Annotated in this window: 20 protein-coding genes, 3 tRNA genes and 2 pseudogenes; 10 read left to right on the forward strand and 15 right to left on the reverse strand. The window is 57.8% G+C overall.

Translation table 11 applies throughout. From position 1 onward, the window contains the following. Positions 1 to 48: 48 nt before the first annotated feature. Both cbl and nac read right to left on the reverse strand, forming a co-directional pair. Positions 49 to 999 carry an HTH-type transcriptional regulator Cbl gene (gene cbl / locus BHE81_RS10245; protein WP_016946075.1) on the reverse strand — a complete coding sequence of 317 codons (951 nt, stop codon included), beginning with the start codon at positions 997 to 999 and terminating at the stop codon, positions 49 to 51. 106 nt (positions 1000 to 1105) lie between these two features. After that, positions 1106 to 2023 carry a nitrogen assimilation transcriptional regulator NAC gene (nac, locus tag BHE81_RS10250; RefSeq protein ID WP_002911729.1) on the reverse strand — a complete coding sequence of 306 codons (918 nt, stop codon included), beginning with the start codon at positions 2021 to 2023 and terminating at the stop codon, positions 1106 to 1108. 330 nt (positions 2024 to 2353) lie between these two features. Between nac and BHE81_RS10255 the strand changes: the two genes are divergently transcribed. Continuing rightward, positions 2354 to 2429, forward strand: a tRNA-Asn gene (locus BHE81_RS10255). 93 nt (positions 2430 to 2522) lie between these two features. Here BHE81_RS10255 and BHE81_RS10260 read toward each other — a convergent pair. Continuing rightward, entirely contained in the window at positions 2523 to 4157 is a 1635-nt protein-coding gene (locus BHE81_RS10260; protein WP_004148971.1) for a Na+/H+ antiporter, read from the reverse strand. Between the two features lie 591 nt (positions 4158 to 4748). On the opposite strand from BHE81_RS10260, the pseudogene BHE81_RS10265 reads away from it, so the two are divergent. The 3 genes and pseudogenes from BHE81_RS10265 (at position 4749) to BHE81_RS10275 (ending at position 7480) form a co-directional block, all read left to right on the forward strand. Then, positions 4749 to 5574, forward strand: a pseudogene (locus BHE81_RS10265) (TetR/AcrR family transcriptional regulator). Continuing rightward, entirely contained in the window at positions 5507 to 6427 is a 921-nt protein-coding gene (locus BHE81_RS10270; RefSeq protein ID WP_258316315.1) for an MDR family oxidoreductase, read from the forward strand. Before BHE81_RS10265 ends, BHE81_RS10270 begins: the two are co-directional and overlap by 68 nt. A 120-nt stretch (positions 6428 to 6547) precedes the next feature. After that, a complete protein-coding gene (locus BHE81_RS10275; protein WP_020723560.1) occupies positions 6548 to 7480 on the forward strand; it encodes a nucleoside recognition domain-containing protein in 933 nt (310 codons plus the stop codon). Here BHE81_RS10275 and BHE81_RS10280 read toward each other — a convergent pair. Beyond that, positions 7391 to 9013 carry an alpha/beta hydrolase gene (locus BHE81_RS10280; protein WP_019705179.1) on the reverse strand — a complete coding sequence of 541 codons (1623 nt, stop codon included), beginning with the start codon at positions 9011 to 9013 and terminating at the stop codon, positions 7391 to 7393. The genes BHE81_RS10275 and BHE81_RS10280 overlap by 90 nt on opposite strands. A 272-nt stretch (positions 9014 to 9285) precedes the next feature. Here BHE81_RS10280 and pmrD point away from each other — a divergent pair, with 272 nt between their 5' ends. Next, a complete protein-coding gene (gene pmrD, locus BHE81_RS10285; RefSeq protein ID WP_004141189.1) occupies positions 9286 to 9531 on the forward strand; it encodes a signal transduction protein PmrD in 246 nt (81 codons plus the stop codon). 129 nt (positions 9532 to 9660) lie between these two features. Next, positions 9661 to 11115 (forward strand): AMP nucleosidase, encoded by a 1455-nt coding sequence (locus tag BHE81_RS10290; protein ID WP_004148975.1) that lies wholly within the window; start codon positions 9661 to 9663, stop codon positions 11113 to 11115. Between the two features lie 161 nt (positions 11116 to 11276). On the opposite strand, the gene BHE81_RS10295 is transcribed toward BHE81_RS10290, so the two are convergent. From BHE81_RS10295 to BHE81_RS29120, 3 genes are all read right to left on the reverse strand, one after another. Then, positions 11277 to 11352: transfer RNA gene (locus tag BHE81_RS10295), tRNA-Asn, on the reverse strand. Between the two features lie 128 nt (positions 11353 to 11480). Then, positions 11481 to 12917, reverse strand: coding sequence for an EmmdR/YeeO family multidrug/toxin efflux MATE transporter (locus tag BHE81_RS10300; protein WP_172622141.1), 1437 nt, complete (start codon positions 12915 to 12917; stop codon positions 11481 to 11483). Positions 12918 to 12951: 34 nt separating this feature from the next. Next, on the reverse strand, positions 12952 to 13104 hold the full coding sequence (locus BHE81_RS29120; protein ID WP_004225945.1) for a DUF5951 family protein: 153 nt from the start codon (positions 13102 to 13104) through the stop codon (positions 12952 to 12954). Positions 13105 to 13109: 5 nt separating this feature from the next. On the opposite strand from BHE81_RS29120, the gene BHE81_RS10305 reads away from it, so the two are divergent. Continuing rightward, positions 13110 to 13185 (forward strand) — tRNA-Asn (locus BHE81_RS10305). A 53-nt stretch (positions 13186 to 13238) separates the two neighbouring features. On the opposite strand, the pseudogene BHE81_RS28690 reads toward BHE81_RS10305, so the two are convergent. Continuing rightward, positions 13239 to 13325, reverse strand: a pseudogene (locus BHE81_RS28690) (type II toxin-antitoxin system PemK/MazF family toxin); the annotation flags it as partial. Positions 13326 to 13466: 141 nt separating this feature from the next. On the opposite strand from BHE81_RS28690, the gene BHE81_RS10315 reads away from it, so the two are divergent. Further along, positions 13467 to 14570 (forward strand): AarF/UbiB family protein, encoded by a 1104-nt coding sequence (locus BHE81_RS10315; protein WP_004200358.1) that lies wholly within the window; start codon positions 13467 to 13469, stop codon positions 14568 to 14570. Here the strand turns inward: BHE81_RS10315 and BHE81_RS10320 are convergent. The 3 genes from BHE81_RS10320 to BHE81_RS10330 form a co-directional block, all read right to left on the reverse strand. Beyond that, on the reverse strand, positions 14567 to 15538 hold the full coding sequence (locus BHE81_RS10320; RefSeq protein WP_002911798.1) for a sensor domain-containing diguanylate cyclase: 972 nt from the start codon (positions 15536 to 15538) through the stop codon (positions 14567 to 14569). The genes BHE81_RS10315 and BHE81_RS10320 overlap by 4 nt on opposite strands. A 206-nt stretch (positions 15539 to 15744) precedes the next feature. Next, positions 15745 to 16581, reverse strand: coding sequence for an alpha/beta fold hydrolase (locus BHE81_RS10325; protein WP_004180471.1), 837 nt, complete (start codon positions 16579 to 16581; stop codon positions 15745 to 15747). A 192-nt stretch (positions 16582 to 16773) separates the two neighbouring features. Further along, positions 16774 to 17349 (reverse strand): hypothetical protein, encoded by a 576-nt coding sequence (locus BHE81_RS10330; protein ID WP_110246379.1) that lies wholly within the window; start codon positions 17347 to 17349, stop codon positions 16774 to 16776. A gap of 131 nt (positions 17350 to 17480) precedes the next feature. On the opposite strand from BHE81_RS10330, the gene BHE81_RS10335 reads away from it, so the two are divergent. Continuing rightward, positions 17481 to 18395 (forward strand): LysR substrate-binding domain-containing protein, encoded by a 915-nt coding sequence (locus tag BHE81_RS10335; RefSeq protein ID WP_002911860.1) that lies wholly within the window; start codon positions 17481 to 17483, stop codon positions 18393 to 18395. Positions 18396 to 18400: 5 nt separating this feature from the next. On the opposite strand, the gene BHE81_RS10340 is transcribed toward BHE81_RS10335, so the two are convergent. Continuing rightward, positions 18401 to 18736, reverse strand: a complete 336-nt coding sequence (locus tag BHE81_RS10340; protein ID WP_002911862.1) for a DUF1869 domain-containing protein — start codon at positions 18734 to 18736, stop codon at positions 18401 to 18403. A gap of 6 nt (positions 18737 to 18742) precedes the next feature. Continuing rightward, positions 18743 to 19075: a DUF1971 domain-containing protein gene (locus BHE81_RS10345; RefSeq protein WP_002911866.1), complete on the reverse strand. Its 333-nt coding sequence runs from the start codon at positions 19073 to 19075 to the stop codon at positions 18743 to 18745. 97 nt (positions 19076 to 19172) lie between these two features. Between BHE81_RS10345 and BHE81_RS28200 the strand changes: the two genes are divergently transcribed. Further along, positions 19173 to 19301, forward strand: a complete 129-nt coding sequence (locus BHE81_RS28200) for a hypothetical protein (RefSeq protein ID WP_032444373.1) — start codon at positions 19173 to 19175, stop codon at positions 19299 to 19301. Here the strand turns inward: BHE81_RS28200 and BHE81_RS10355 are convergent. Together BHE81_RS10355 and BHE81_RS10360 are read right to left on the reverse strand one after the other, a co-directional pair. Beyond that, positions 19298 to 21208, reverse strand: coding sequence for a putative bifunctional diguanylate cyclase/phosphodiesterase (locus BHE81_RS10355; RefSeq protein WP_004196289.1), 1911 nt, complete (start codon positions 21206 to 21208; stop codon positions 19298 to 19300). The genes BHE81_RS28200 and BHE81_RS10355 overlap by 4 nt on opposite strands. 10 nt (positions 21209 to 21218) lie before the next feature. After that, the gene (locus BHE81_RS10360; RefSeq protein WP_004198821.1) at positions 21219 to 21716 is read right to left on the reverse strand and encodes a molybdopterin-dependent oxidoreductase; all 498 of its coding nucleotides are present in this window, start codon (positions 21714 to 21716) and stop codon (positions 21219 to 21221) included. Between the last annotated feature and the right edge of the window lie 30 nt (positions 21717 to 21746).

Raw genomic sequence — 21746 nt, forward strand, 5'->3', positions numbered from 1 at the left:
TGAATTATAGCGTTATTTCCACTCCCCGACCCGCTGGCCAGCATTTCCTTAAATCTGATAGTCGATTGCGACCTCTTCCGGCTCCATCGCCTGACGCTTAATCTCATCCAGCGACAGTCCGGCATTGCACAATTCGATAAAGCGCCAAACGTAATTCCGCTGCAGCTGGCCCCGCTTCAGTCCCAACCACACGGTATTGGCATCGAACAGATGGCGGGTATCAAGACGCGTAAAGGTGTCCGCTTCCCGGGCATCACCGGACTGCTCGGCGACCAGCCCGACGCCCAGCCCCAGCTCCACATAGGTCTTGATCACATCGGAATCCTGCGCGCTCAGCACGATATCCGGCATCAACCCCTTGCGGTTGAACGCCTCATCAATGCGCGAACGGCCAGTGATCCCCTGGCGGTAGGTGATTAACGGCCAGCGGGCGATCGCCTCCAGCGTCAGGGGGGAAACCTGCGTCAAAGGATGATCCTTCGGCACCAGCAGGCTGTGATGCCAGCGGAACCAGGGGAAAGCCGCCAGCGTCGGATCGTTGCTCAGGCGCTCGCTGGCGATGCCGATATCCGCTCCGCCGTTATGCAGCAGCGCTTCGATTTCCTGCGGGGTACCCTGCACCAGCTCGACGCGAACCTCTGAGAACAGCTCGCGGAAAGCTTTAATGACCGGCGGCAGGCTGTAGCGCGCCTGAGTATGGGTGGTGGCGATAGTTAAGACGCCTGACGCATCGTTAGTGAAGAGATCCGCCAGCCGCCGAACGTTACTGGCTTCATTGAGGATCCGCTCGGCAATCGATAACAGCGCTTTACCCGGCTCGGTCATGCCTAACAGGCGTTTGCCGCGGCGGATAAAGATCTCAATCCCCAGCTCCTCTTCCAGTTCCCGGATATGGCGACTGACGCCTGACTGCGAGGTATAGAGCATATTCGCGACTTCCGTCAGGTTGTAATCCTGACGGGCCGCCTCACGGATAATTTTCAGCTGCTGGAAGTTCACCCTTTCCTCCGGGCCAATGGACTTAACGTATCTGCTATTGTTAAAGTCTGTTGTCCCAGGTAACAAATAATAAAAACCAGCAACTTATTCCTTAAGAGAATATACCCTAACTGACCAGCTGCAGTTCACGGTTTTCCAGCGATGGGCGGCTCACCAGAGACAGCAGGATCTCTTTCACCGCCTGCGCCTGCGGCGACAGACTGCCGCGAGCCGACATGTTCAGCGACAGCGACAGGCTCATTGAAGGCGTGCTGATCCGCGCCATCCAGCCGTTCGCCGCCCCGCATAGGGAACGAGCAGCGGATTCCGGTAACACCGTCGCCCCCATGCCGCTGGCGATGGCCGCGGTCAGGGTGGTAATGGATTCGATCTCGCCGATAATTTTCGCCGATAGACGACGCAGGGTGAATGCCTCAGTGACCCGCGCCCGCACTGCGCTGTAATCGCGCGGCAGGAACAGGTTCATCTCCGCCACCGCCGTGAGATCCACGCTCTGCCCCGGGCAGTCGCGGGTGCCGACCAGGTAAAGGTCTTCTTTCAGCAGCGGCTGGCTGACGATGCCTGCCACCGGCGAACGCTCATAGAGCACCGCCATATCCAGCTGGCCCGCCAGCAGCTTGTCATTTAGCGCTGTGCCGCTGCTCTCCTGCAGATAGACCATCACCTCAGGCAACTCATTGCGCACCGTTTGCAGCAACGGCATGGTAATGGCGGAGGCCGCGGTGCCCGGCGCCAGGCCGATCGACACCTGACCACGCAGCGTCTGGCCGACGTTATTGACCGCCAGCTGCGCCTGCTCGCACTGGCGCAGGATAGTGCGCGCATGGGTGTAGAGAATTTTACCGGCTTCCGTTGGCGTGACCCCTCGCTTGGTGCGTATCAGCAACTGCTGGTCCATTTCACCTTCCAGGGTCGCGACCTGTTGGCTGAGGGCCGGTTGGGCGATATGCAAGACTTCAGCGGCCTGGGTCAGACTGCCGATATCGACGATTTTTACAAAATATTTCAGTCGTCTTAAGTTCATTTTGCCTCCTGTAAGGAACGCCAGCGTCAACGCTGGGAGTATGATGCACTGGCTTTTGCAATTTGCTTGCCAGCTTTGCATTTCCTCGGCTGTCGCCCGCCGCAGGCAGTGTTATAAGGGATAGTGATAGCAATTCGGTTTTTATTTGCCCGGTAAGCAGATTGTGGTATGCCCCATTAGGGGTACATTCGCACTACAACGGTGCAACATGGTGAAAAAAACAGCGCATGGATGGCGATTGCTGAAATTGTCAGCAGTCGAACGCAATTCTTTGAATCAGGCTTTGACAAGGCCGGATGGCATCGTTAATATGCGCCCCGTTCACACGATTCCTCTGTAGTTCAGTCGGTAGAACGGCGGACTGTTAATCCGTATGTCACTGGTTCGAGTCCAGTCAGAGGAGCCAAATTTAAAAAGCCTGCTTTCGAGCAGGCTTTTTGCTTTTCAGCGCCGGTACTTCTGCCGGAAGGCGAATGGCCACCCTCCGGCGATTGCGGCTTTAGCGTAAACTCTCTTCCTTCAGATCTATCTCCCGCAGCACCTCATAAAAAGTGATATCGCTGATGTTATGGGCGCGGCGCAGCCGGAACAGTTCCTGACGCTGGGCGATAATGACCTCTCGTTGCATATATTTCTCCAGCCTGGCGCGCTTAGCCAGCTCCAGCCCGACATCCTGCCCCTCGTCATTGTCGTTATAGTGAAGCCGCCGCTGATAGGTTTCGAGCAGCATATTGCCGGCATCGGCCCGCAGGGCCTGCTCACTGGGATCCTCCACCGGCTCGTCCAGTAGCGCGTTAAGACGGTTAATGGCCACCTCGGTCATCACGGCGCCAATGTCGTCCTTACCGGTGTCATGCGGTAGATCATCGGCAAGATAACGGGTCATAAACGGCAGACCGATAGCCGCCACCACCAGCGACATCAGGATCACTGCCATCGAAAGAAAGATCAGTAGTTCACGGCCCGGGAACGGCGAACCATCTGCCAGCACCACCGGCAGCGTCAGAATACCGGCGAGGGTCACAGAGCCCTTCACTCCCGCCAGCGCCATGACGGCGAGGATACTGAATCGTGGACGGACGGTGATGGCCTTGCCTCGACGTTTGCGGCGAAAAATTGTCAGCTTCATCGACAGCCATACCCAGGCGAAGCGCATCAGACCGAGCGCCAGGGTGATGGCCACGGCGTACAGCAGCAGATACCAGGGCGAAGAGACGCCGGCCTGGCTGGCTACCGCCGGCAGCGTCCTGAGCATGCGCGGCAGTTGCTCGCCCAGCATCAGAAAGATCATCCCGTTGAGGGTGGTCTGCAGCATGGACCATACCGCGCTGCTTTTCATGCGCGTCGCCGGAAGCCGGGGCCCCGACAGCTGCTCATAATGCATCGCAATGCCGGCGGCGACGGCGGCAAGAATGCCCGAGACATGGAACGCCTCGGCCAGCAAATAGGCGGCGAAAGGGATAAGCAGGCTAATCAGGATCTGGATGGCTGGCTCCTCGCGGGTGCGCCGAACCAGAAAGTTATTACATTTGCCGGTGACCCACACCACCACGAGGCCACTGAGGATGCCCCCGAAGGCCATCAGGAAAAATTTCACCACCGCGTCTCCCGGGGAGAAGCTGCCGGTCAGCACCGCGGCGATGGCGAAGTTAAAGGCGACGAGGCCTGAAGCATCGTTTAACAACGACTCCCCTTCGAGAATATGCGCCATCCTTGAGGGAAGCGGCGAGCTGGCGGTCATTGCCGATACCGCCACCGGATCGGTAGGCGACAGAATAGCCGCGAGGGCGAACCCTGCCGCCACGGTGATAGCCGGGATCAGCCAGTGAATAAACAGGCCAATACCGAGAATAGTCACCATCACAAGGCCTATCGCCAGCGATAAAATCGGCTTCATATCGCGGAAAAAAGCGTCTTTGGGGATGCGCCAGCCATCGAGGAACAGCAGCGGCGGGATAAACAGCAGTAAAAAAATATGCGGGTCAAAATCGACCTGAAAGCCACTGGCGGCCAGCGCGGCGCCCGCGGCGATTTGGATAAGCGGTAGCGGCACTTTAACGGGCAGAAGATGGGACAGGAACACGGTCACCACGATGGCCATGATAAAGACCAGCACGATAGCAATTAGCGACATTCATCCCCTCCTCTGACGGCAATATTCATTCTGTACATCAGGCTGTTAATCCTTTTTCGCAGGTGTTGTTTCGGTAACAGATTATTTACCCAGTCACCGATAATTTAAGACAGACGTCATTGTCTGCCGGCGATAATATTTAAACTGAGGTGGCAACCGGTGCCGGATCAGGGGTGACAATGTCTTTTATCAAGCCGCGTTTGTCAATCCGCTATCGTCTGCAAATCATCGCCGGCCGGCATTCCGGGGAGAAGTCCTCACAGGACTGTCGACCGGGGACTTCGCAAATTAGCCTCTTCACATGGACAAAACCACTCAACCGCTCCAGCCCTCCGCTGTTTATATATTCCCAATATTATTAATTCGTATTATGCATTGTGAATATGGATATTAATGACCAGTCTAATATACCCGGCAGAGTTATATTTCGTGCCCCCGCCGGCAGTGCGAACCACGTATTTGCGATAAATAATTCTTAACGCCCCCCCATTTCAGGATGATTGGACAGCCAGCCTTACGCTACGCGCAATGCTTGCCCTCCCCCTGAATTGGGCGTACCCTGACAAACAATTAAACCACACGGTCTAAATCATGAATCCCAATACCTCCACCGTCCTGAAGCCCCGCCGCGGCCGTCCACCCAAGGTCGATCGCCAGTTTGACGATACGCGTCAGGCGCTGATTCGCTCAGGCCTTGAAGTGCTGACCGAAACGGGCTATCTCGCGGCGGGTATTGATGCGGTGATCAAGAATATCGCCGTGCCAAAGGGGTCGTTTTATCATTGCTTTAAAAGCAAAGAGGCTTTTGGCCTCGCCGTGCTTGCCGCCTATGGCGACTTCTTTGCGCATAAATTAGATAAATTTCTGCTGGACGACTCCGTGCCGCCGCTGGAACGAATGGCGGCCTTTGTGCGTCATGCCGGTCAGGGAATGGAGAAATTCCAGTTTCGCCGCGGCTGCCTGGTGGGCAACCTGCTGCAGGAAGCCCCGTTGTTACCCGAGACGTTTCCCCAACGGTTGATGGCTATCCTGGCGGCATGGGAGTCGCGCGTGGCGCGCTGCCTGCGCGAAGCGCAGGCAGCCGGGGCCATCGCCAGCGACGCCTCACCGCAGGCGCTGGCCCAGGTGTTCTGGATCGGCTGGGAAGGCGCGGTGATGCGCGCCAGGCTAGTCCAGTCTGCCGCACCGCTTAACCAGTACTGGGATTTTTTTGCGCACAGTATGACAACAAAAACACCTGCACAGGACGGCGCTAGCGCCGATAACCCCCTTCCGACGAGGAATACTCTGTCATGAAAGCATTAGTTCTGGACCAGATCGACAACCGCACCGTCGCCACCGTCAAAGATATCGACCTGCCCGCTCTTGCCGAAGGCGACGTCCGGGTCGCCATCGACTGGTCGAGTCTCAATTATAAAGACGCCCTGGCGATCACCGGCAAAGGCAAAATTATCCGTCAGTTTCCGATGGTGCCGGGCATTGATTTTGCCGGTCAGGTGAAAGAAAGCCGCGATCCGCGCTTTGTTCCCGGCCAGGCCGTGATCCTTACCGGCTGGGGCGTCGGTGAAAACCACTGGGGTGGCCTGGCCACCGACGCCTGCGTTAAAGGCGACTGGCTGGTTGCTCTGCCGGAGACGCTCAGCGCGAGCCAGGCAATGATCATCGGCACCGCCGGCTTTACCGCGATGCTATGCGTTGATGCTCTCGTTAGTGCGGGTGTCACCCCTGATAGCGGGGATATCCTGGTCACCGGCGCCAGCGGCGGGGTCGGCAGCACCGCCGTGGTGTTGCTGAAAGCCCTTGGCTACCGGGTGACGGCCGTATCGGGCCGGGAATCGACACACGATTACCTTCGCCAGCTGGGCGCCGATACGATCCTGCCGCGCAGCGACTTCGCGGAGACCCGTCCGCTGGAGAAACAGCTGTGGGCGGGCGCGGTGGATACCGTTGGCGGCCCGGTGTTGGCCAAAGTGCTGGCGCAAACGCAATATCGCGGCTGCGTCGCCGCCTGCGGTCTGGCCGGGGGCTTCGATCTGCCGACCACCGTGATGCCGTTTATTCTGCGCAATGTGCGTCTGCAGGGGGTGGATTCGGTGATGGTGCCGACCGCTGAACGCGACGCCGTCTGGCAGCGTCTGGCCCAGCTTCTGCCGGAGAGCTACTACCAGCAGGCGGCCACTGAAATCACGCTGGAGCAGGCGCCAGCGTATGCCGCAGATTTCCTCAGCAATAATATTCATGGTCGGACGCTGGTCAATATCGGTCAGTAATCCTCTTCTCCCGGCGCCCGTGCGGCGCCGGATCCCGAGAGGGATCAAGGCATATCATTTCCTTCCCCACGGGATTATGATGACGCGAACGAATAGCTCTGCGAGTGGTAAAAAAAGTAAATGGATGTCATAAGCATCATTATGGCGGCGGGCAAGTCATCCGTTGACGTCGCGCTGTATACGCTGTTGCCGATCATGGTGATCATGCTGATCATCATGAAATACCTTGAGGTCCGCGGTATCCTCGATGTGATTGTTCGCTGGGTGGCCCCTCTGCTGAAGCCCTTCGGCTTAACCGGGATGAGCGCCTTCGCCCTGATCCAGATTAACTTTGTCAGCTTTGCCGCCCCGCTCGCCACGCTGTCGATTATGGATAAACGCGGCGTCTCGGACCGACAAATGGCCGCCACGCTGGCCATGGTGTTCGCCATGGGGCAAGGCAACGTCTTCTATCCTCTTACCCCTTTTGGTCTGCACTGGCTGGCCTCGATCGTTATCTCGGTGGTCGGCGGCCTGTGCGCGGCCGCCGTCGCCTGGCACGTCACCGGACGGCGCTTATCGGTCGCCGAGAACCCCCGCGCGGAAGCGCTGCCGAACGCCGAGCAGAACAGCCAGGGAATTCTGGCCGTGATTAATAGCGCCGGCTCCGACGCCATCCGCCTGGCGCTCGGCGCGGTGCCAATGCTGATCCTGTCGTTAACCATCGTCGGGCTGCTGCAGGGCGCCGGGGCTATCGACCTGCTGCAGCAGCTGCTGAAGCCGCTTCTCAGCTGGCTGCACATCCCCCAGAACTTTGTGCTGCCGGCGCTGGTGAAGTGCGTTGCCGGGGGCACCGCCTACTTTGGCGTCATTTCCGAGCTGATCCAGCAGGGCAAAGTCACCGTCGGCCAGGTCAACGCCTCGGCAGGTCTACTGATCCAGACCTTTGATCTTCCCGGTATCGGCATTTTTCTTGGCATCAGCTCACGGTTTGTCCGCCTGTTCCGCTTCGTGGCTCCCGCGGCGATCGTCGGCATCCTGCTGCGTACCGTTCTGCACCTGATCCTGTTTTAACGCCTCTGCTCTGGCCTGCGCTTTCAGGCAGGCCGCCACCGCCGCCTGTTCGCCGCAGGCGATGCGCTCATCGACGCGCGTCATCATCCATGGAAAGAATGGATTGGAGGTGACGCGCATTAACGTCTCCAGCCCCACGCTCAGCGTCCCGGTCTCTCCGCGCAGTGAAATGGTGCCCAGGCTAATGCCGTAGCGGTTCTTCTCGTCCGGCTCGCGACCATACAGCGAGTCGCTCAGGGGAAACGGCACCGCCACATGCGACAAAGAGTACATATCCGCCGGCCAGGCCAGGTGTAAAGGATAACGATGCTCTTCCCGTTCCTGGGCCAGCGTGGTCCGGGCGACGGTCTGCAGCGTGTGCGCCGTCGCGTTGGTCACCACCGTGGTGGTATAGGCCCGCGGCGCCGGGGGCAGCAGCGTATTCACCGCCGCATAGAGCGCAGGGCGAAACAGGACCCGGAGATCCGCCGCCTGGTTAATATCGAACACCACCAGCTCGCTGCCGTTATCCGGCAGATAGCGATACAGGGACTCCACCACCGCGCGGGTGCTGACCGTGGAATCCATCACCGACTGAAAGGTGAGGATCGGCGGCAGCGCTTTCAGCTCGCCCTGCCGGGCCGCGCGGATAATCTGCTGCTGCAGCGCCTGGCTCAATAACCACGATTGTCTCGCCGCCTTGACCGGAAAGGAGTTGTACTTGAACGGATTAAACTCAGGCGCCACGTTCAGCCAGGCCGCGCGGGCGAACGCCGGGAAGACGGACGGTAGCCCGGCGAGGCCGGCGAAACGGGCAAACGCGGTCACGCCGATCATCGGCGACAGCAGAATAATCTGCTGCGGCTGACGCAGGTGGCTATCCTCGAGGCTATCGAGGGCATACTTGAGCGCCAGCGCGCCGCCGTTAGAGTAGCCGACCAGATGCAGCGGCACGTCCGCCCCGGCAAGGCGGGTCGCTTCGCGTACCGCCAGACGCGTCGCCGCCAGCCAGGTCTCCCAGTCAACCGCCGTTAACGCCCCCGGCGCGGTGCCGTGTCCCGGCAAACGCGGCACCACCGCCACATAACCCCGCTGCTGCCAGAGTTGCGCCAGATAGCGAACGCTGTAGGGCGAATCGGTCAGGCCATGGAGGAGCACCACGCCGCCGCGCGGCTTGCCCAGCGGCAGCAGCACAAAAGAACGGTTCCAGTCCTGCTTAAACTGCCCCGGCCAGACCCGGCTGTGACGATAAAAGCGGTTGACCGGGGTTTTATCTTCCTCCGGCAAAGCCTCTGTCACCTCACGCTGGAGATCGGCGAAAATCGTCTTCTCCCGCGCCAGATACTGGGCAAAGGTCGCCTGGTCGATCTCTTCGGCCGACATCTCGTTGCCACTCCAGGTATGCCAGCGATGCAGGGCCGGGCCGCGCTGGGACTCATAGATCCGCCCGGCGAGAAAGACCACCAGCAGCGCCAGTACCGCAATGCTCCCTTTTTTCAGCAGTGAGCCGATAACGGCGCCGGACGTTCGCCAGTGTCGAAATAGATGCTTCATGACGCTCTCTCTTATATTTATTGCGTAGCCGGACTTATCAGCCCTCTTCCTGACAGGCTATTCTCACGGTCTGCTTTTCAGCATAGTCATCGCTTCCTGCAAATTAAACCCGGCAGATCATTGCCCCCCGGCATAAAAAAACCTAGCGCACAGATCAACAATCGATTGCGTATTTTTAAACACTGCATAAACCAAGGGGATAATCTTATTGTCAGATTTTTAAGAAACATGAATTATCGACGCACATGTCGCTATGAGAGGATAAAAAACAGATGGAGTGGTGGGTAAAAAAAGTACAGGACAACGCTTCGGCCAGCCTCTGCCGCGTCGTGCTTCAAAGCGGTGCGCTGGAGATGATCGCAGAGATTGAAGCCTGTCGCCTCCGCCTGCGGGAAGGGGATAAACTCACTCCGCTGGCCGATGCGCGCTATTGTCTGAATAATAATCCGACGCAAACTTTGAAGATCCGCAACGCCACTCATTATAGCAGCGAGCGTTGGACAAACGCCGGCAAATAACACGAGCCCGCTCCCTTTACTGGTTATGGTCTGAGTATCGTCGCATTTGACAGATAAATTCTCCTTCGCCCTTTTCCCGCTGTGACATACTATCGGGAATGTCAGCAGACCTGAAACAAGGAGCGAATCATGAATATCAAGGCCGCCAGTCTGACCCCGGAACAAGCGCTTGCCGAGCTGGAAGCGCGCTATGAAGCCTCGGTCACGGCGTTACGCAAAGCCATCGGCGACTATATCGACCATAATACGCTCCCCGATACCGAAGCCCGCGCGGAAGGTCTTTTTGTCTATCCGCAGCTGTCGGTCTCCTGGGACGGCGCCGATCATAAAGCCCTCAAAACGCGCGCGTGGGGACGTTTCACCCATGCCGGTTGCTATACCACCACCATTACGAATCCGAAACTGTTCCGCAACTATTTGCTGGAACAGCTGACCCTGCTGTATCAGGACTATGGCGCGCATATCAGCGTCGAGCTGTCGCAGCATGAGATCCCCTATCCTTACGTGATAGATGGTTCCACCCTGACACTCGACCGCTCGATGAGCGCCGGTCTGACGCGCTATTTCCCTACCACCGAGCTGTCACAAATTGGCGATGAGACCGCGGATGGCCTGTTCCATCCCACCGAGTTCTATCCGCTGTCGCACTTTGACGCCCGCCGCGTCGATTTTTCGCTGGCGCGTCTGCGTCACTACACCGGCACGCCGGCGGAACACTTCCAGCCCTACGTGCTGTTCACCAACTATACCCGCTACGTGGATGAGTTCGTCAGCTGGGGCTGCAGCCAGATCCTCGATCCCGACAGCCCCTATATCGCTCTCTCCTGCGCCGGCGGGATCTGGATCACCGCCGAGACCGAAGCGCCGGAACAGGCCATTTCCGATCTGGCGTGGAAGAAGCATCAGATGCCGGCCTGGCATCTGATCACCCACGACGGCAAAGGGATCACCCTGATTAACATTGGCGTCGGCCCGGCCAACGCCAAAACCATCTGCGATCATCTCGCGGTACTGCGGCCGGACGTGTGGTTAATGATCGGCCACTGCGGCGGCCTGCGCGAAAGCCAGGCCATCGGCGACTATGTGCTGGCCCACGCCTATCTGCGTGACGATCATGTACTGGATGCGGTGCTGCCGCCAGATATTCCGATCCCCAGCATTGCCGAAGTGCAGCGCGCCCTCTACGATGCCACCAAGCAGGTGAGCGGGATGCCCGGCGAAGAGGTTAAGCAGCGGCTGCGTACCGGGACGGTGGTCACCACCGACGACCGTAACTGGGAGCTGCGCTATTCCGCTTCGGCGCTGCGCTTTAATCTCAGCCGCGCGGTAGCTATCGATATGGAGAGCGCGACCATCGCCGCCCAGGGCTATCGCTTCCGCGTCCCCTACGGCACGCTGCTCTGCGTCTCGGACAAACCGCTGCACGGTGAGATCAAGCTCCCCGGCCAGGCTAACCGCTTTTACGAGGGCGCTATCTCCGAGCATCTGCAGATAGGCATCCGGGCGATTGACCTGCTGCGCGCCGAGGGAGATCACATGCACTCGCGTAAGCTGCGCACCTTCAACGAGCCGCCGTTCCGTTAATCGTCGATGACGTGGGAATCGTGAGATAAACGCTGACGTTACCCGCTGGGGAGCGTCAGCGTCCGGATAAGCGAAACAAACGACCCGGCGGTGTTTGTCCACGGAAGAAAGGTGGTAGACAGAAAAGCAAAAAGCCTGCTCGAAAGCAGGCTTCTTAAATTTGGCTCCTCTGACTGGACTCGAACCAGTGACATACGGATTAACAGTCCGCCGTTCTACCGACTGAACTACAGAGGAATCGTGTGAACGGGGCGCATATTATCGATGACGCCCGGCGCTGTCAAAGCCTGTTTTCAATAAAATGAATCGTTTGCCGAATTATTCTTCACTTTGCGCAAAAAATGGCGTTTAGCCTCGCATACGGCTCAGCTTTCCTCCGACGAAGCCTTCACGCGCGGGTATTTCCACAGCCAGCGGCCGCTCACCATGCGGAAATAAAACAGCACGCCGCGCACCGCCCAGTCGAGCACCATCCCTAACCAGACGCCAATCACCCCCATCCCCAGCACGATGCCCAGGGTATAGCCCGCCACCACCCGGCAGCCCCACATGCCGAGCATCGACACCCACATGGTGAAGCGTACGTCACGGGCGCCTTTAAAAGCGCAGGGTAAAGTCCACGACAGCGACCAGATCGGCATAAACAGGGCGTTGAGCCACAGCAGCTGTTTAACCACTTCTTTTACATCTTCTTCATGGGTGTAGAACGAGGCGATAAAGCCGGCGAAGGGGGCGCTGCCCCAGGCGATCAGCGTCAGAATAATCGTCGACAGCCAAAATACGTGCCAGGCCTGGAATTCAGCCTGACCAATCTGCCCTTTTCCCAGCCGCTTGCCGGTAATGATCGTCGAGGCAGAGCCGAGGGCGTTGCCCGGCAGGTTAATTAGCGAGGCCACCGAAAAGGCGATAAAGTTGCCGGCGATAACGTTGGTGCCCATCCCGGCGACAAACATCTGGGTCAGCAGCTTGCCGCCATTGAACAGGACCGATTCGATACTGGCCGGAATGCCGATCCCCATCACCTCCCAGATAATGGCGAAGTTAAAGGGTTTGAAGTAGCCCTTCAGCGACAGCCGCAGCGCCGGATTGAGGCCCACCATCAGCACCCAGATCGTGGCTATCGCGCCAATATAGCGGGCAATGGTCAGCCCAAGCCCGGCGCCGACGAACCCCAGCCCCGGCCAGGAGAAGATGCCGTAGATGAGCACGCTGCTGATTAAGATATTGAGGATGTTCATCCCGCCGTTGATCAGCAGCGGGATTTTGGTGGTGCCGGCGCCGCGCAGCGCCCCGCTGCCGATCAGCGCAATCGCCGCCGCCGGGTAGCTCAGCGCCGTCAGTTCCAGATAGGTCAGCGCCAGGTCCTTGACCTGGGCGGTGGCATCGCCGGCGACAAAATCAATAATCTCCTGGCCAAAGGCATGGATCACCCCCGCCAGCAAAATGGAAAACAGGGTCATAATGGCCAGCGACTGGCGCGCGGCCGCCCTCGCCCGCCGCCGATCGCGCTTGCCGAGGCTAAAGGCCACCACCACCGTGGTACCCAGATCGATGGCGGCAAAGAAGGACATGATGACCATGTTAAAGCTATCGGCCAGCCCCACACCGGCCATGGCCTCTTTTCCCAGCCAGCTGACAAGGAAGGTGCTCAACACCCCCATCAGCAGCACACAGGCATTTTCCAGCAGAATGGGCACAGCGAGAGGGCTGATTTCGCGCCAGTACAGCACACGATAACGCTGACGTTTTTTAAACCAGGATGTCCGTTCGACAGCCTGGCGTACGGCGGAGGTGACGTTCAAGAGAGACCTTAGTGAGAGATGTTGAAACAACATTTCAAATGATGATTGAGAAATGGATATCCTGCAAAGTATTTTCCGTAATAATTGTCGGAAATGACAACAAATTGTCGATGGAAGCGGCAGTTGCACCTGAACAGGCGAATTGATGTTTGACAAAAGTTTTTTCGCCGCTAAGATACGACTCCACACGATTCCTCTGTAGTTCAGTCGGTAGAACGGCGGACTGTTAATCCGTATGTCACTGGTTCGAGTCCAGTCAGAGGAGCCAAATTTAAGAAGCCTGCTTTCGAGCAGGCTTTTTGCTTTTTTGCGTCGCTGACGTTAACTCAGCATCGCATCCAGCCTGGCAAGCACCTCGTTGACAACGACGTCAGGTATGCGTTCCAGACGCTTGCCTTTCCCTACCGCCGCCCTACGCCCCGCGTGTCCTCCGTGAACGCACCCCAGCTCAGCCTGAAAAAGCGCCTGCCAGTAGGATGAATTCACTACCGTTTGCGGGTGAGATAGCGTGGATTATCCACTCTGTCTAACGTTATACCCGGAGGCAAAATGAACCTCAGACAACAGCAACAGCAGGCGTTCGATCGCAGCGGAGAACCTCTTATCGTCGGCAACGTCAGCCACTGCCCGCTGCCGCCGGAGACCCTCGCCGCACTGGGCCCCGATTCCCCCTATGTGGTGCAGGTATACGGCTCAGGCCTGACCGGCGAGGTTTATCGTCTGCGCATCGCCGGCAAGGAGTACAATTTAAAGAAACGTCGCGCCGTCGCCGGCGTTGCCAACCTCAACGGCCAGCTGTCGTTTTTAAATGAGGTACAGCGTCGGCAGGCATTGCAACAGCTGAAGGATGACCCGGTCACCGCGCCGCGCTTCACCCACATCGTCCCAACGCTGTATGCCGATTATCGCCTCGGCATCCTGCTCTCCCCCTGGATCGACGGCGAGCCGATACACCAGTTAACCCCGTCGCTGATCGCCCAGCTATTTACTACTCTGGAAGCCTGCGAAGAGCAGGGGCTGATGGAGTGGGATCTCTGTAGCGGGAATCTGCTGGTGGACCGGCAGGAGCAGCTGTGGCTGTTCGATTTTGGCTATATGTATCCCTTCGACCCGCTGAGAGAATTCAACAGCAATGGTCTGGCCGACCCGCTGTTCCACTTTGTCGAACGTTTTGAGACTCGCTTTTTTTTTAGCTGGCTGATGACCCGGATCCCTGGCGCCGAACAGCAGCTGGCGCACTATCGCGAGATGAAGCGGCTGGCGGTCGAAAGCTACCGCCGGAAGCTCGTCTGGCTTCGCGCCCGGCGCGCTGACCCGCAGGTGCTGGCTCACTTTCAGCAGTTGACGGCGCGCTGGGAGTCGGCGCTGGCGGACCCTGCCGCGCTGAGCCGGCTGTTTGCCGTAGAGGCCTTTCGCTCACATGTGCTGGATATTGAAGACGACCTGCATGGTCAGTCCTGTACCTTACTCACCCTGCAACGCATTGACTGGGTGATAAACCAGCTGGAACAGCATTATCGCTTTATCGCCGACGAAGGCGGCCTGTTTTACGATAACGAAGGGAAATCGCAGCAGGCGCTGCTCAGCAGCTATGCGCAGAAGCGGCAGCAGGCGCAGCAGTACCTGTTGAATGCCACCGCCGCAAAGGATTAACGGCGCTCGCGTCCCTGCTTCTGCTTCGCCTGGTACATCAGGCGGTCAGCGGTGGCCACCAGCGCGTTGAGACTGGGATGGCTGGCGGGATCATATTCGACGCAGCCCCAGGAGAACGCCAGCTGCCAGGGATTGGCCGCCTGCTGGTTGAAACGCGCCACGTTGTGGCTGAGCGTCTCCATCGCCGTCGCGGCATCATGGCGGCTGGTATTGGCGAACAGAATGATAAATTCGTCCCCCCCCTGCCTCGCGAGGATATCGGACTCGCGGAAGGCCGCTTTCATCAAGTCGGCGATGGCGATCAGCGCGCGATCGCCCTCTTCATGCCCCCAGGTATCATTGATGTGCTTGAAGCGATCGAGGTCGACAAACGCCAGGCTCACCGGCTCATGGCGGCGCTGGGCCGTCAGCAGGGCATACTCTGCCAGGGTGAGGAACCCCCGGCGATTAAACAGTCCCGTCAGCTCATCCGAGGTTGCCGCATCCAGCACCTTGAACTCATCCTCCACGATCGCCGCCAGATCGCTTAAGATCTGCATTTCATGGGCGGAAAACGATCGCGGCTGGTGATCCATCAGACAGAACGACCCGACGGTCGCGCCATCCGGCAGTTGCACCGGATACCCGGCGTAAAAGCGGATAAACGGCGCCTCAATGACCAGCGGGTTATCGTGAAAGCGCTCGTCCTGCTGCATGTCGTTGACGATAAGCGGGTCGGTTTGCAGAATGGTATGGGCGCAAAATGAAATATCTCTCGGCACCGTGTCCACATCGAGACCGGCACAGGACTTGATATGCAGGAGATCTTCCCCCACCAGACTGATGGACGCCACCGGCAGGTTATACAGCGAACGGGCAAGCCTGGTCAGGCGATCGAAGCGTTCTTCTTTTCCGCTATTCAACAGCCCGGAAGAGCGTAGCGATTGCAGGCGACGCTGCTCGTCGGGATGAAGTCCGGCTAATTTCATTGTCTCTCACTTGTCTCTTGCGCAGAATTCCGCCGGGTTTCCGCAGAGAAACCCGGCGTTTTATCCTGCGAGGGGAAAATAGTCGTCAGGTACCCCATGAGTTAAGCAGATTTCCTCTGCACGTCAACCGGCGCGCCCCAGGCGACTGGCGCCCAGGGCGCTGGCGGAATGCCATTAACGGCACTCTGCCCGGCAAATAGGGCAGATCAGGCGCGGATAAACGCCAGCAGATCGGCGTTGATAGTATCGGCGTGGGAGGTATGCATCCCGTGCGGGAAGCCAGGATAAATTTTCAGCTGGCTGTTCGGCAGCAGCTTGTCCTGCAGGATGGCCGCATTTTTATAGGGCACCACCTGGTCGTCATCTCCCTGCATCACCAGCACCGGCAAAGTGATCGACTTAAGGTCTTCCGTCTGGTCGGTCTCTGAAAACGCCTTAATGCCTTCATAATGGGCTTTGGCGCTGCCGATCATCCCCTGTCGCCACCAGTTCTGGATCGTCCCCTGGGATATCTCTGCTCCATCACGATTGAAGCCATAGAACGGGCCAGAGGCGACGTCGAGATAGAACTGGGCGCGGTTCGCCGCCAGCGCTTTGCGGAAACCGTCAAACACCTCGATCGGCGTCCCGCCCGGATTCTGCTCGGTTTTCACCATTAGCGGCGGGACGGCGCTAATTAACACCGCCTTCGCCACCCGCCCCTGCGGCTGACCATAGCGGGCGACGTAGCGTGCGACCTGGCCGCCGCCGGTGGAGTGCCCGACGTGGACCGCATTGTGCAGATCCAGATGCTCCACCACCGCCGAGACGTCCGCCGCGTAATGGTCCATATCGTGCCCCTCGCTAACCTGATCGGAGCGGCCATGACCCCGACGATCGATAGCGATGACCCGGAACCCTTCGGCAAGGAAAAATAACATCTGGTTATCCCAGTCGTCAGCGCTTAACGGCCAGCCGTGATGAAAAACAATCGGCTGAGCTTCCTTTGGACCCCAGTCTTTAAAGTAAATGTTGACGCCGTCTTGGGTGGTGACAAATGCCATATTACAGACTCCTCTTTCAGGATAACCAGCCCGCAGGCCCGTGCCTGGGCTGAACGCCGACGGCGGCCGGCAGGAGTGCCGACCGCACAGGAATGTGATGCCTGTAACAGTGTAGAAGATATTTAACGCCGGGCGGGACAACTTACCCTGTCTCGCTTGATTCGCCGATCCTGGACCAGACCGCGTCTGGTATCAGGCCGCACTCTCCTGCTGGCGGATCCGCACCATCAGCGCGCCGAGCAGCGCCCAGTCAAGCAGCACGGCGAAGGCAAAGCAGACGCCATGGCGTCCTCCTCCCGCAGTATGCCAGGTCAGCAGCGTCGCCGCGATGGCGATAGCTACGCTCAGCACCGTGGCGCCGCTGACCCGCATCCCCGGCAGCGCCGTCCTACCCGCCGCAATACGCCAGGCGACAGCCGCTCCCGCCCCACCGCACGCCACGCCCGACAGCAGTGCCGGCCAGTCCTGCCCGCCATACCAGGCCACCAGCGCCAACAGCCAGCCGGCCGCTGACAGCAGAAAGGCCCAGCGCATCGCCGCCAGGGGTGAGCGATAAAGCCAGGATTGTCCGCATGTGAATCCCCACCCGACGCTAAAGGCCGCAATCAGCGCCGTCAGCAGACTCAGCGTGCCGGTCACCCCGATAACCGGGGGCATGATTAACAGCAAGGCCCCGGCGGCGATGACCACGCTAAGGGCGATAGCGCGGCCGCGGGGGTCGATCGTTGCCGCGGCTTCCGCGGCGGTGTAGCGGCTTACAACGTGCATAGTTGACTCCTGACAGGCGAAGCTGCATGAATTTAATTCATGTCATTGTCTTTACATGCCCGTAGCCTATCGCCACTATATTGCCTTACACAAACGCATAGTTTTCAGCCATAGATGAGAAAAACTCAGCCATGAGACCACCCCGTCTGCCGCCGCTGGGGGCGCTACGCGCTTTTCATGCCGTCGCCCGCCACCGCAGTTTTAAACAGGCCGCCGAGGCGCTCGGCGTCAGCGCGACGGCGGTCAGCCATCAGATTAAACTGCTGGAGTCGGTGCTGGAGTGCCGGGTCTGCGAACGCAGCGCGCAGGGCGTCAGTCTGACCGCTGATGGCGAGATCCTTTACGCCGCCACCCAACGCGCCTTTAGCGCCCTGGAACAGGCCGTCGTCCAGATCGCTCATGCCCGTCAGCCGCCATCCTTAACCGTCACCACCACCTCCAATTTTCTCACCCACTGGCTGGTGCCGCGGCTGGCGGATTTCACCGCCCGATTTCCGGCTATCGACCTGCGGCTACACACCAGCGTCGAACGAGTGGATCTGCATCTGGGCACGGTGGACGCCGCGATTCGCTATCGTGAAACGCCGGAGCCGGACCTGTACTGCACGCTGCTGTATGAAGATCGCTTTATCGTGGTCGCCAGCCCGACTCTGGGCCTCAGCCGGCCTGAAGATCTGCAGCGGGTGACGCTGTTTCACGTTGCCAACCGGCGCGTGCCAGCTGATTCGCCGAGCTGGGAGAACTGGCGTCGGCGCTATGGACCGCCGACGCTGAATATTGATGCGGGGTTAACCTTTAGCGATGAAACCCATGCCCTACAGGCGGCGGTGGCCGGTCAGGGAGTGGTGATCGCCAGCGAACTGCTGGCGCGGGATCTGCTGCAGCGCGGCGTATTGTCCGCGCCGTTCAGCAACGCATTGCCTGGCGCCCGCTACTACCTGGTCACTACCGAAGCGGTAGCGCAGCGGGCGGATATTATCGCTCTGCGGGAGTGGCTGCTCAGTCAGATGGCGTCGGGCGACGGCGGCCATCCGACTGCGGGATAGCGGGCTTACCAGCCGCAGACGTTGGTCTCTTCATCGGACTCGTAGCCGCGAACGATATTGATCAGATCCTTCACCGCATCAGCCGCGGTGAGTGGGTCGCGCAGCGCCGCCAGCGAGGAAAAGGTTTTATCAACCGAGACGCCGTTATTATTATTGGTGACCGTCAACAGAAACTCCCCCTCTTCCCTGTCGTCCGGCAACTTGCTCAGCAGGTCATTAACGGCCTCCACCGCCTGCTGTGGAATATACAACACCATTGGTTTGAGAAATATTTTTTCCTGCTTCTGGTGAAGTCGGCCATTCTCTAGCGCTAAGGTATAACCTTTATTTTCACTGGTCATCTCTTGTTATCCCTCAATAAGAATTTTTGGATCAACATAAAAGTCGACATTAAAAACCGTGTCCTCTGAGAGGGCCTCAATACAGTGCCACTTCTCCGGCGGAAAGACGCCAAACTGGCCGGCTTCAATAGTCAGGGTTTCAACGGGCTCGGGGCTGGTTTCATCGGCATAGCCGAGATAGCGGATCGCCCCCTGCATCACTGAGAGACGAGGGTAGACGCCCTGCCGGGTGCCGGCATCCAGATGGCGGCGCCAGATAGAGGCCGGGGCGGTCTCTTTGGTCCACAGCGGCGTGCTGCGGGTGTGAACGTAATGGGTGGGAATAATGATTCGCTGCATAATTGTGCCTCACTTTACCGTCTCAAACGCGACGTTCAGAAATAGCCTATATGATGCATATCATATACCCCTTTTAAACGTTAAGGATATTATTTTGTTGTGGAATTTTACGCCTACTCCCTTTTATACCTCGCAGGGATTAGCGCTAAGAGAAAATAAAAAAGGCGATTTCAGTATCCTGAAATCGCCCGGGAGAATAAAAGTAGACACGTTAAAAATTTGTTAGCGCAGCGGACTCGGTTTGCCGATTAAATATCCCTGAACCAGGTCACAGCCCAGCGCCTGCAGCGAAGCCAACTGCTCTTCGGTCTCTACACCTTCCGCCACAATGCGCATATGCAGGCTCTTTCCCATGCTGATAATCAGGCGGACGATATCCAGATCGTCTTTTTGCTCCGGAATATTGATGACAAACGAGCGGTCGATTTTAATTTTATCGAACGGGAAGTAGCTTAAACGGGACAGGGAAGAATAGCCGGTACCAAAGTCATCGATGGAGATCTGAATGCCCTGCTCGCGCAGCTGGCTGAGAATTTCCAGCGAACGGGTGTTCTCATTGAATACGTCCGACTCGGTGATCTCCAGATCAAGACGTCGCGGATCGAGGCCGGTCTGATGCAGCACCTCGATAATGGTGTCGGTCAGCGATGTATTCATCAACTGAATTGGTGAAACGTTGACCGAGACCTTCAGCGGCGTCGCCCAGCTGGCCGCTTCGGCACAGGCGGTTTTCAGCACCCATTCGCCAAGGGCATTAATAAGACCGATTTTCTCTGCCACCGGAATAAACACCGTCGGCGGCACGGCGCCGCGCACCGGATGGAACCAGCGAACCAGCGCTTCATAGCCGTAGATTTCGCGCGTGACGGTATCGGCGATCGGCTGATAGTAGACTTTGAATTCGTCATGGGCCAGGGCCTGCAGCAGATCGTCTTCAAACGATTTGTTCTCCTGCAGGCGCTGCAGCATCCCCGGCCGGAAGATTTGCACATGGCCGCTACCCTCTTTTTTCGCCTCATACAGCGCGAGGTCGGCGCACTTGTACAGATAATCGGTACGGCTTTCACCGTCAGAGATCACGATCCCAATGCAGGCGTCGATATTAATCTGCGCATCGTAGATCTGATAGGGCTGGCTGATCTTCTCCCGGATAACATTGGCCCGCTCAAGGGCCATCTCTTCAGTGAGATCGTAGGAGAGCATCGCAAACTCATCACCGCCAAGGCGATACAGCGTCTCGGAGGTTTTGCGGAAAAAAGAGAGGCGACTGGCCAGATCCTGCAGCAGCTTATCGCCAGCATCATGGCCAAGGGTATCGTTCACATCCTTAAAGCTGTCGAGGTCGAAAAGCATCACCACGGCGCATCCCTTATAGGGACGCACCTGGTTGACGATCTCCTGCAGCCGCTGCCAGAAAGAGAGACGGTTGGGCATACCGGTCAGCGAATCATGGTAGGCATCGTACTGCAGTCGGCGGTTCTGCACCTGCAGCTTCTCTTTCGAGGCCTGCAGATCGTTGGCCAGCGTTTTCATACGAACATGGGCGCGACGCAGATTATTATTCTGTCGGAGCATCAGCAGACCGAGAGTTATACACATGGCGATCAGCAGAATGGAGATCACCGAGTAGATATAATAGAGATGCTGGATTTTATCATGGGTGATATTAACGATATTGATATCTTGCGTCAGGGTGGCGGCGGCCATTGAGGTCAGCGGACCATCCAGCTCGCTTAACACCGGCAGGATCTGTCTGACCTGCTCCGGCGTCATGGTATCAACTTGTTTATCGAGCAGATGAAGATTACGAATCAGCGTCGCAACCACCGTCTTCCGCTGCTCGCTTTTATTGATAAATTTACCCAGATCGCCCTCCTGCAGAAGCTCGATCTGGCTCATCATGATCTCAAGACGCAGGCGCACCTCATCGTGGTCCGCCCCTTCGGCCCCAATCGCCATTCCCGCCAGACGAGACTCCAGCCGCATATATTCCGACACCATCTGCGACATTGACCACGAGTCCGTATAGCGGGTAAATTTTTGCAACTCACTTTGTCGCTCATGCACCAGATAAGTAATATATCCGGTGACAACAAATAACGACAAAATAATAGCCGTGAGTATTCGATTCAAGATCCAACCCTTATTCTATAATCATCTTTGAAACTTGCCAGGCCGATCGGGAATAATAGATCTGGTTCTGTAATTCAGCACTGCTGTCGTAAGGGTAGACAATAAATAACGGGCCTTTATCACGAATGCGCATATATTGACCGTTCATTTTTAACGCCATAATGACCGGGAATTTATAAAAATCATCAATCGGGATAATGGTGGTGTAGTCGTTCAGCGCCAGCACGCGGGCCGATGTGCCTTTCGCGCCGACTAAATCCATGAGTTTACTAAGGGGAATACCGTCAAAACGAACCTTGCCGGTGTACCAGGGGGTGGTGGTTTCTATCGTCTTCATCCCCAGTTTTTCCAGCATTGCGAGATCAAAAACGGCCTTGTCGCCGACATTCATATTTCCGATTTTTCCGGAAATGGTCAGTACAGGTTTTCCTGTCGGCGCAGGCAGTTTTTCAGCATAAGCAGAAGGCAACATGACAGAACAAAATAAAACTGCAAGAAGTAGACGCATTTTACTCACCATTCCAGAGAGGGAGACACG

This window comes from Klebsiella sp. AqSCr, from assembly GCF_008452795.1.
In the GTDB taxonomy this organism is placed as follows: Bacteria; Pseudomonadota; Gammaproteobacteria; order Enterobacterales; family Enterobacteriaceae; genus Klebsiella; species Klebsiella pneumoniae.

What these genes read in the sequence shown, in the direction of transcription:
- nac (WP_002911729.1), bottom strand. Translation starts at nt 2,023, where the DNA reads ATGAACTTAAGACGACTGAAATATTTTGTAAAAATCGTCGATATCGGC.
- BHE81_RS10260 (WP_004148971.1), bottom strand. Translation starts at nt 4,157, where the DNA reads ATGTCGCTAATTGCTATCGTGCTGGTCTTTATCATGGCCATCGTGGTG.
- BHE81_RS10275 (WP_020723560.1), top strand. Translation starts at nt 6,548, where the DNA reads ATGGATGTCATAAGCATCATTATGGCGGCGGGCAAGTCATCCGTTGAC.
- BHE81_RS10280 (WP_019705179.1), bottom strand. Translation starts at nt 9,013, where the DNA reads ATGAAGCATCTATTTCGACACTGGCGAACGTCCGGCGCCGTTATCGGC.
- pmrD (WP_004141189.1), top strand. Translation starts at nt 9,286, where the DNA reads ATGGAGTGGTGGGTAAAAAAAGTACAGGACAACGCTTCGGCCAGCCTC.
- BHE81_RS10290 (WP_004148975.1), top strand. Translation starts at nt 9,661, where the DNA reads ATGAATATCAAGGCCGCCAGTCTGACCCCGGAACAAGCGCTTGCCGAG.
- BHE81_RS10315 (WP_004200358.1), top strand. Translation starts at nt 13,467, where the DNA reads ATGAACCTCAGACAACAGCAACAGCAGGCGTTCGATCGCAGCGGAGAA.
- BHE81_RS10320 (WP_002911798.1), bottom strand. Translation starts at nt 15,538, where the DNA reads ATGAAATTAGCCGGACTTCATCCCGACGAGCAGCGTCGCCTGCAATCG.
- BHE81_RS10325 (WP_004180471.1), bottom strand. Translation starts at nt 16,581, where the DNA reads ATGGCATTTGTCACCACCCAAGACGGCGTCAACATTTACTTTAAAGAC.
- BHE81_RS10330 (WP_110246379.1), bottom strand. Translation starts at nt 17,349, where the DNA reads ATGCACGTTGTAAGCCGCTACACCGCCGCGGAAGCCGCGGCAACGATC.
- BHE81_RS10335 (WP_002911860.1), top strand. Translation starts at nt 17,481, where the DNA reads ATGAGACCACCCCGTCTGCCGCCGCTGGGGGCGCTACGCGCTTTTCAT.
- BHE81_RS10340 (WP_002911862.1), bottom strand. Translation starts at nt 18,736, where the DNA reads ATGACCAGTGAAAATAAAGGTTATACCTTAGCGCTAGAGAATGGCCGA.
- BHE81_RS10345 (WP_002911866.1), bottom strand. Translation starts at nt 19,075, where the DNA reads ATGCAGCGAATCATTATTCCCACCCATTACGTTCACACCCGCAGCACG.
- BHE81_RS10360 (WP_004198821.1), bottom strand. Translation starts at nt 21,716, where the DNA reads ATGCGTCTACTTCTTGCAGTTTTATTTTGTTCTGTCATGTTGCCTTCT.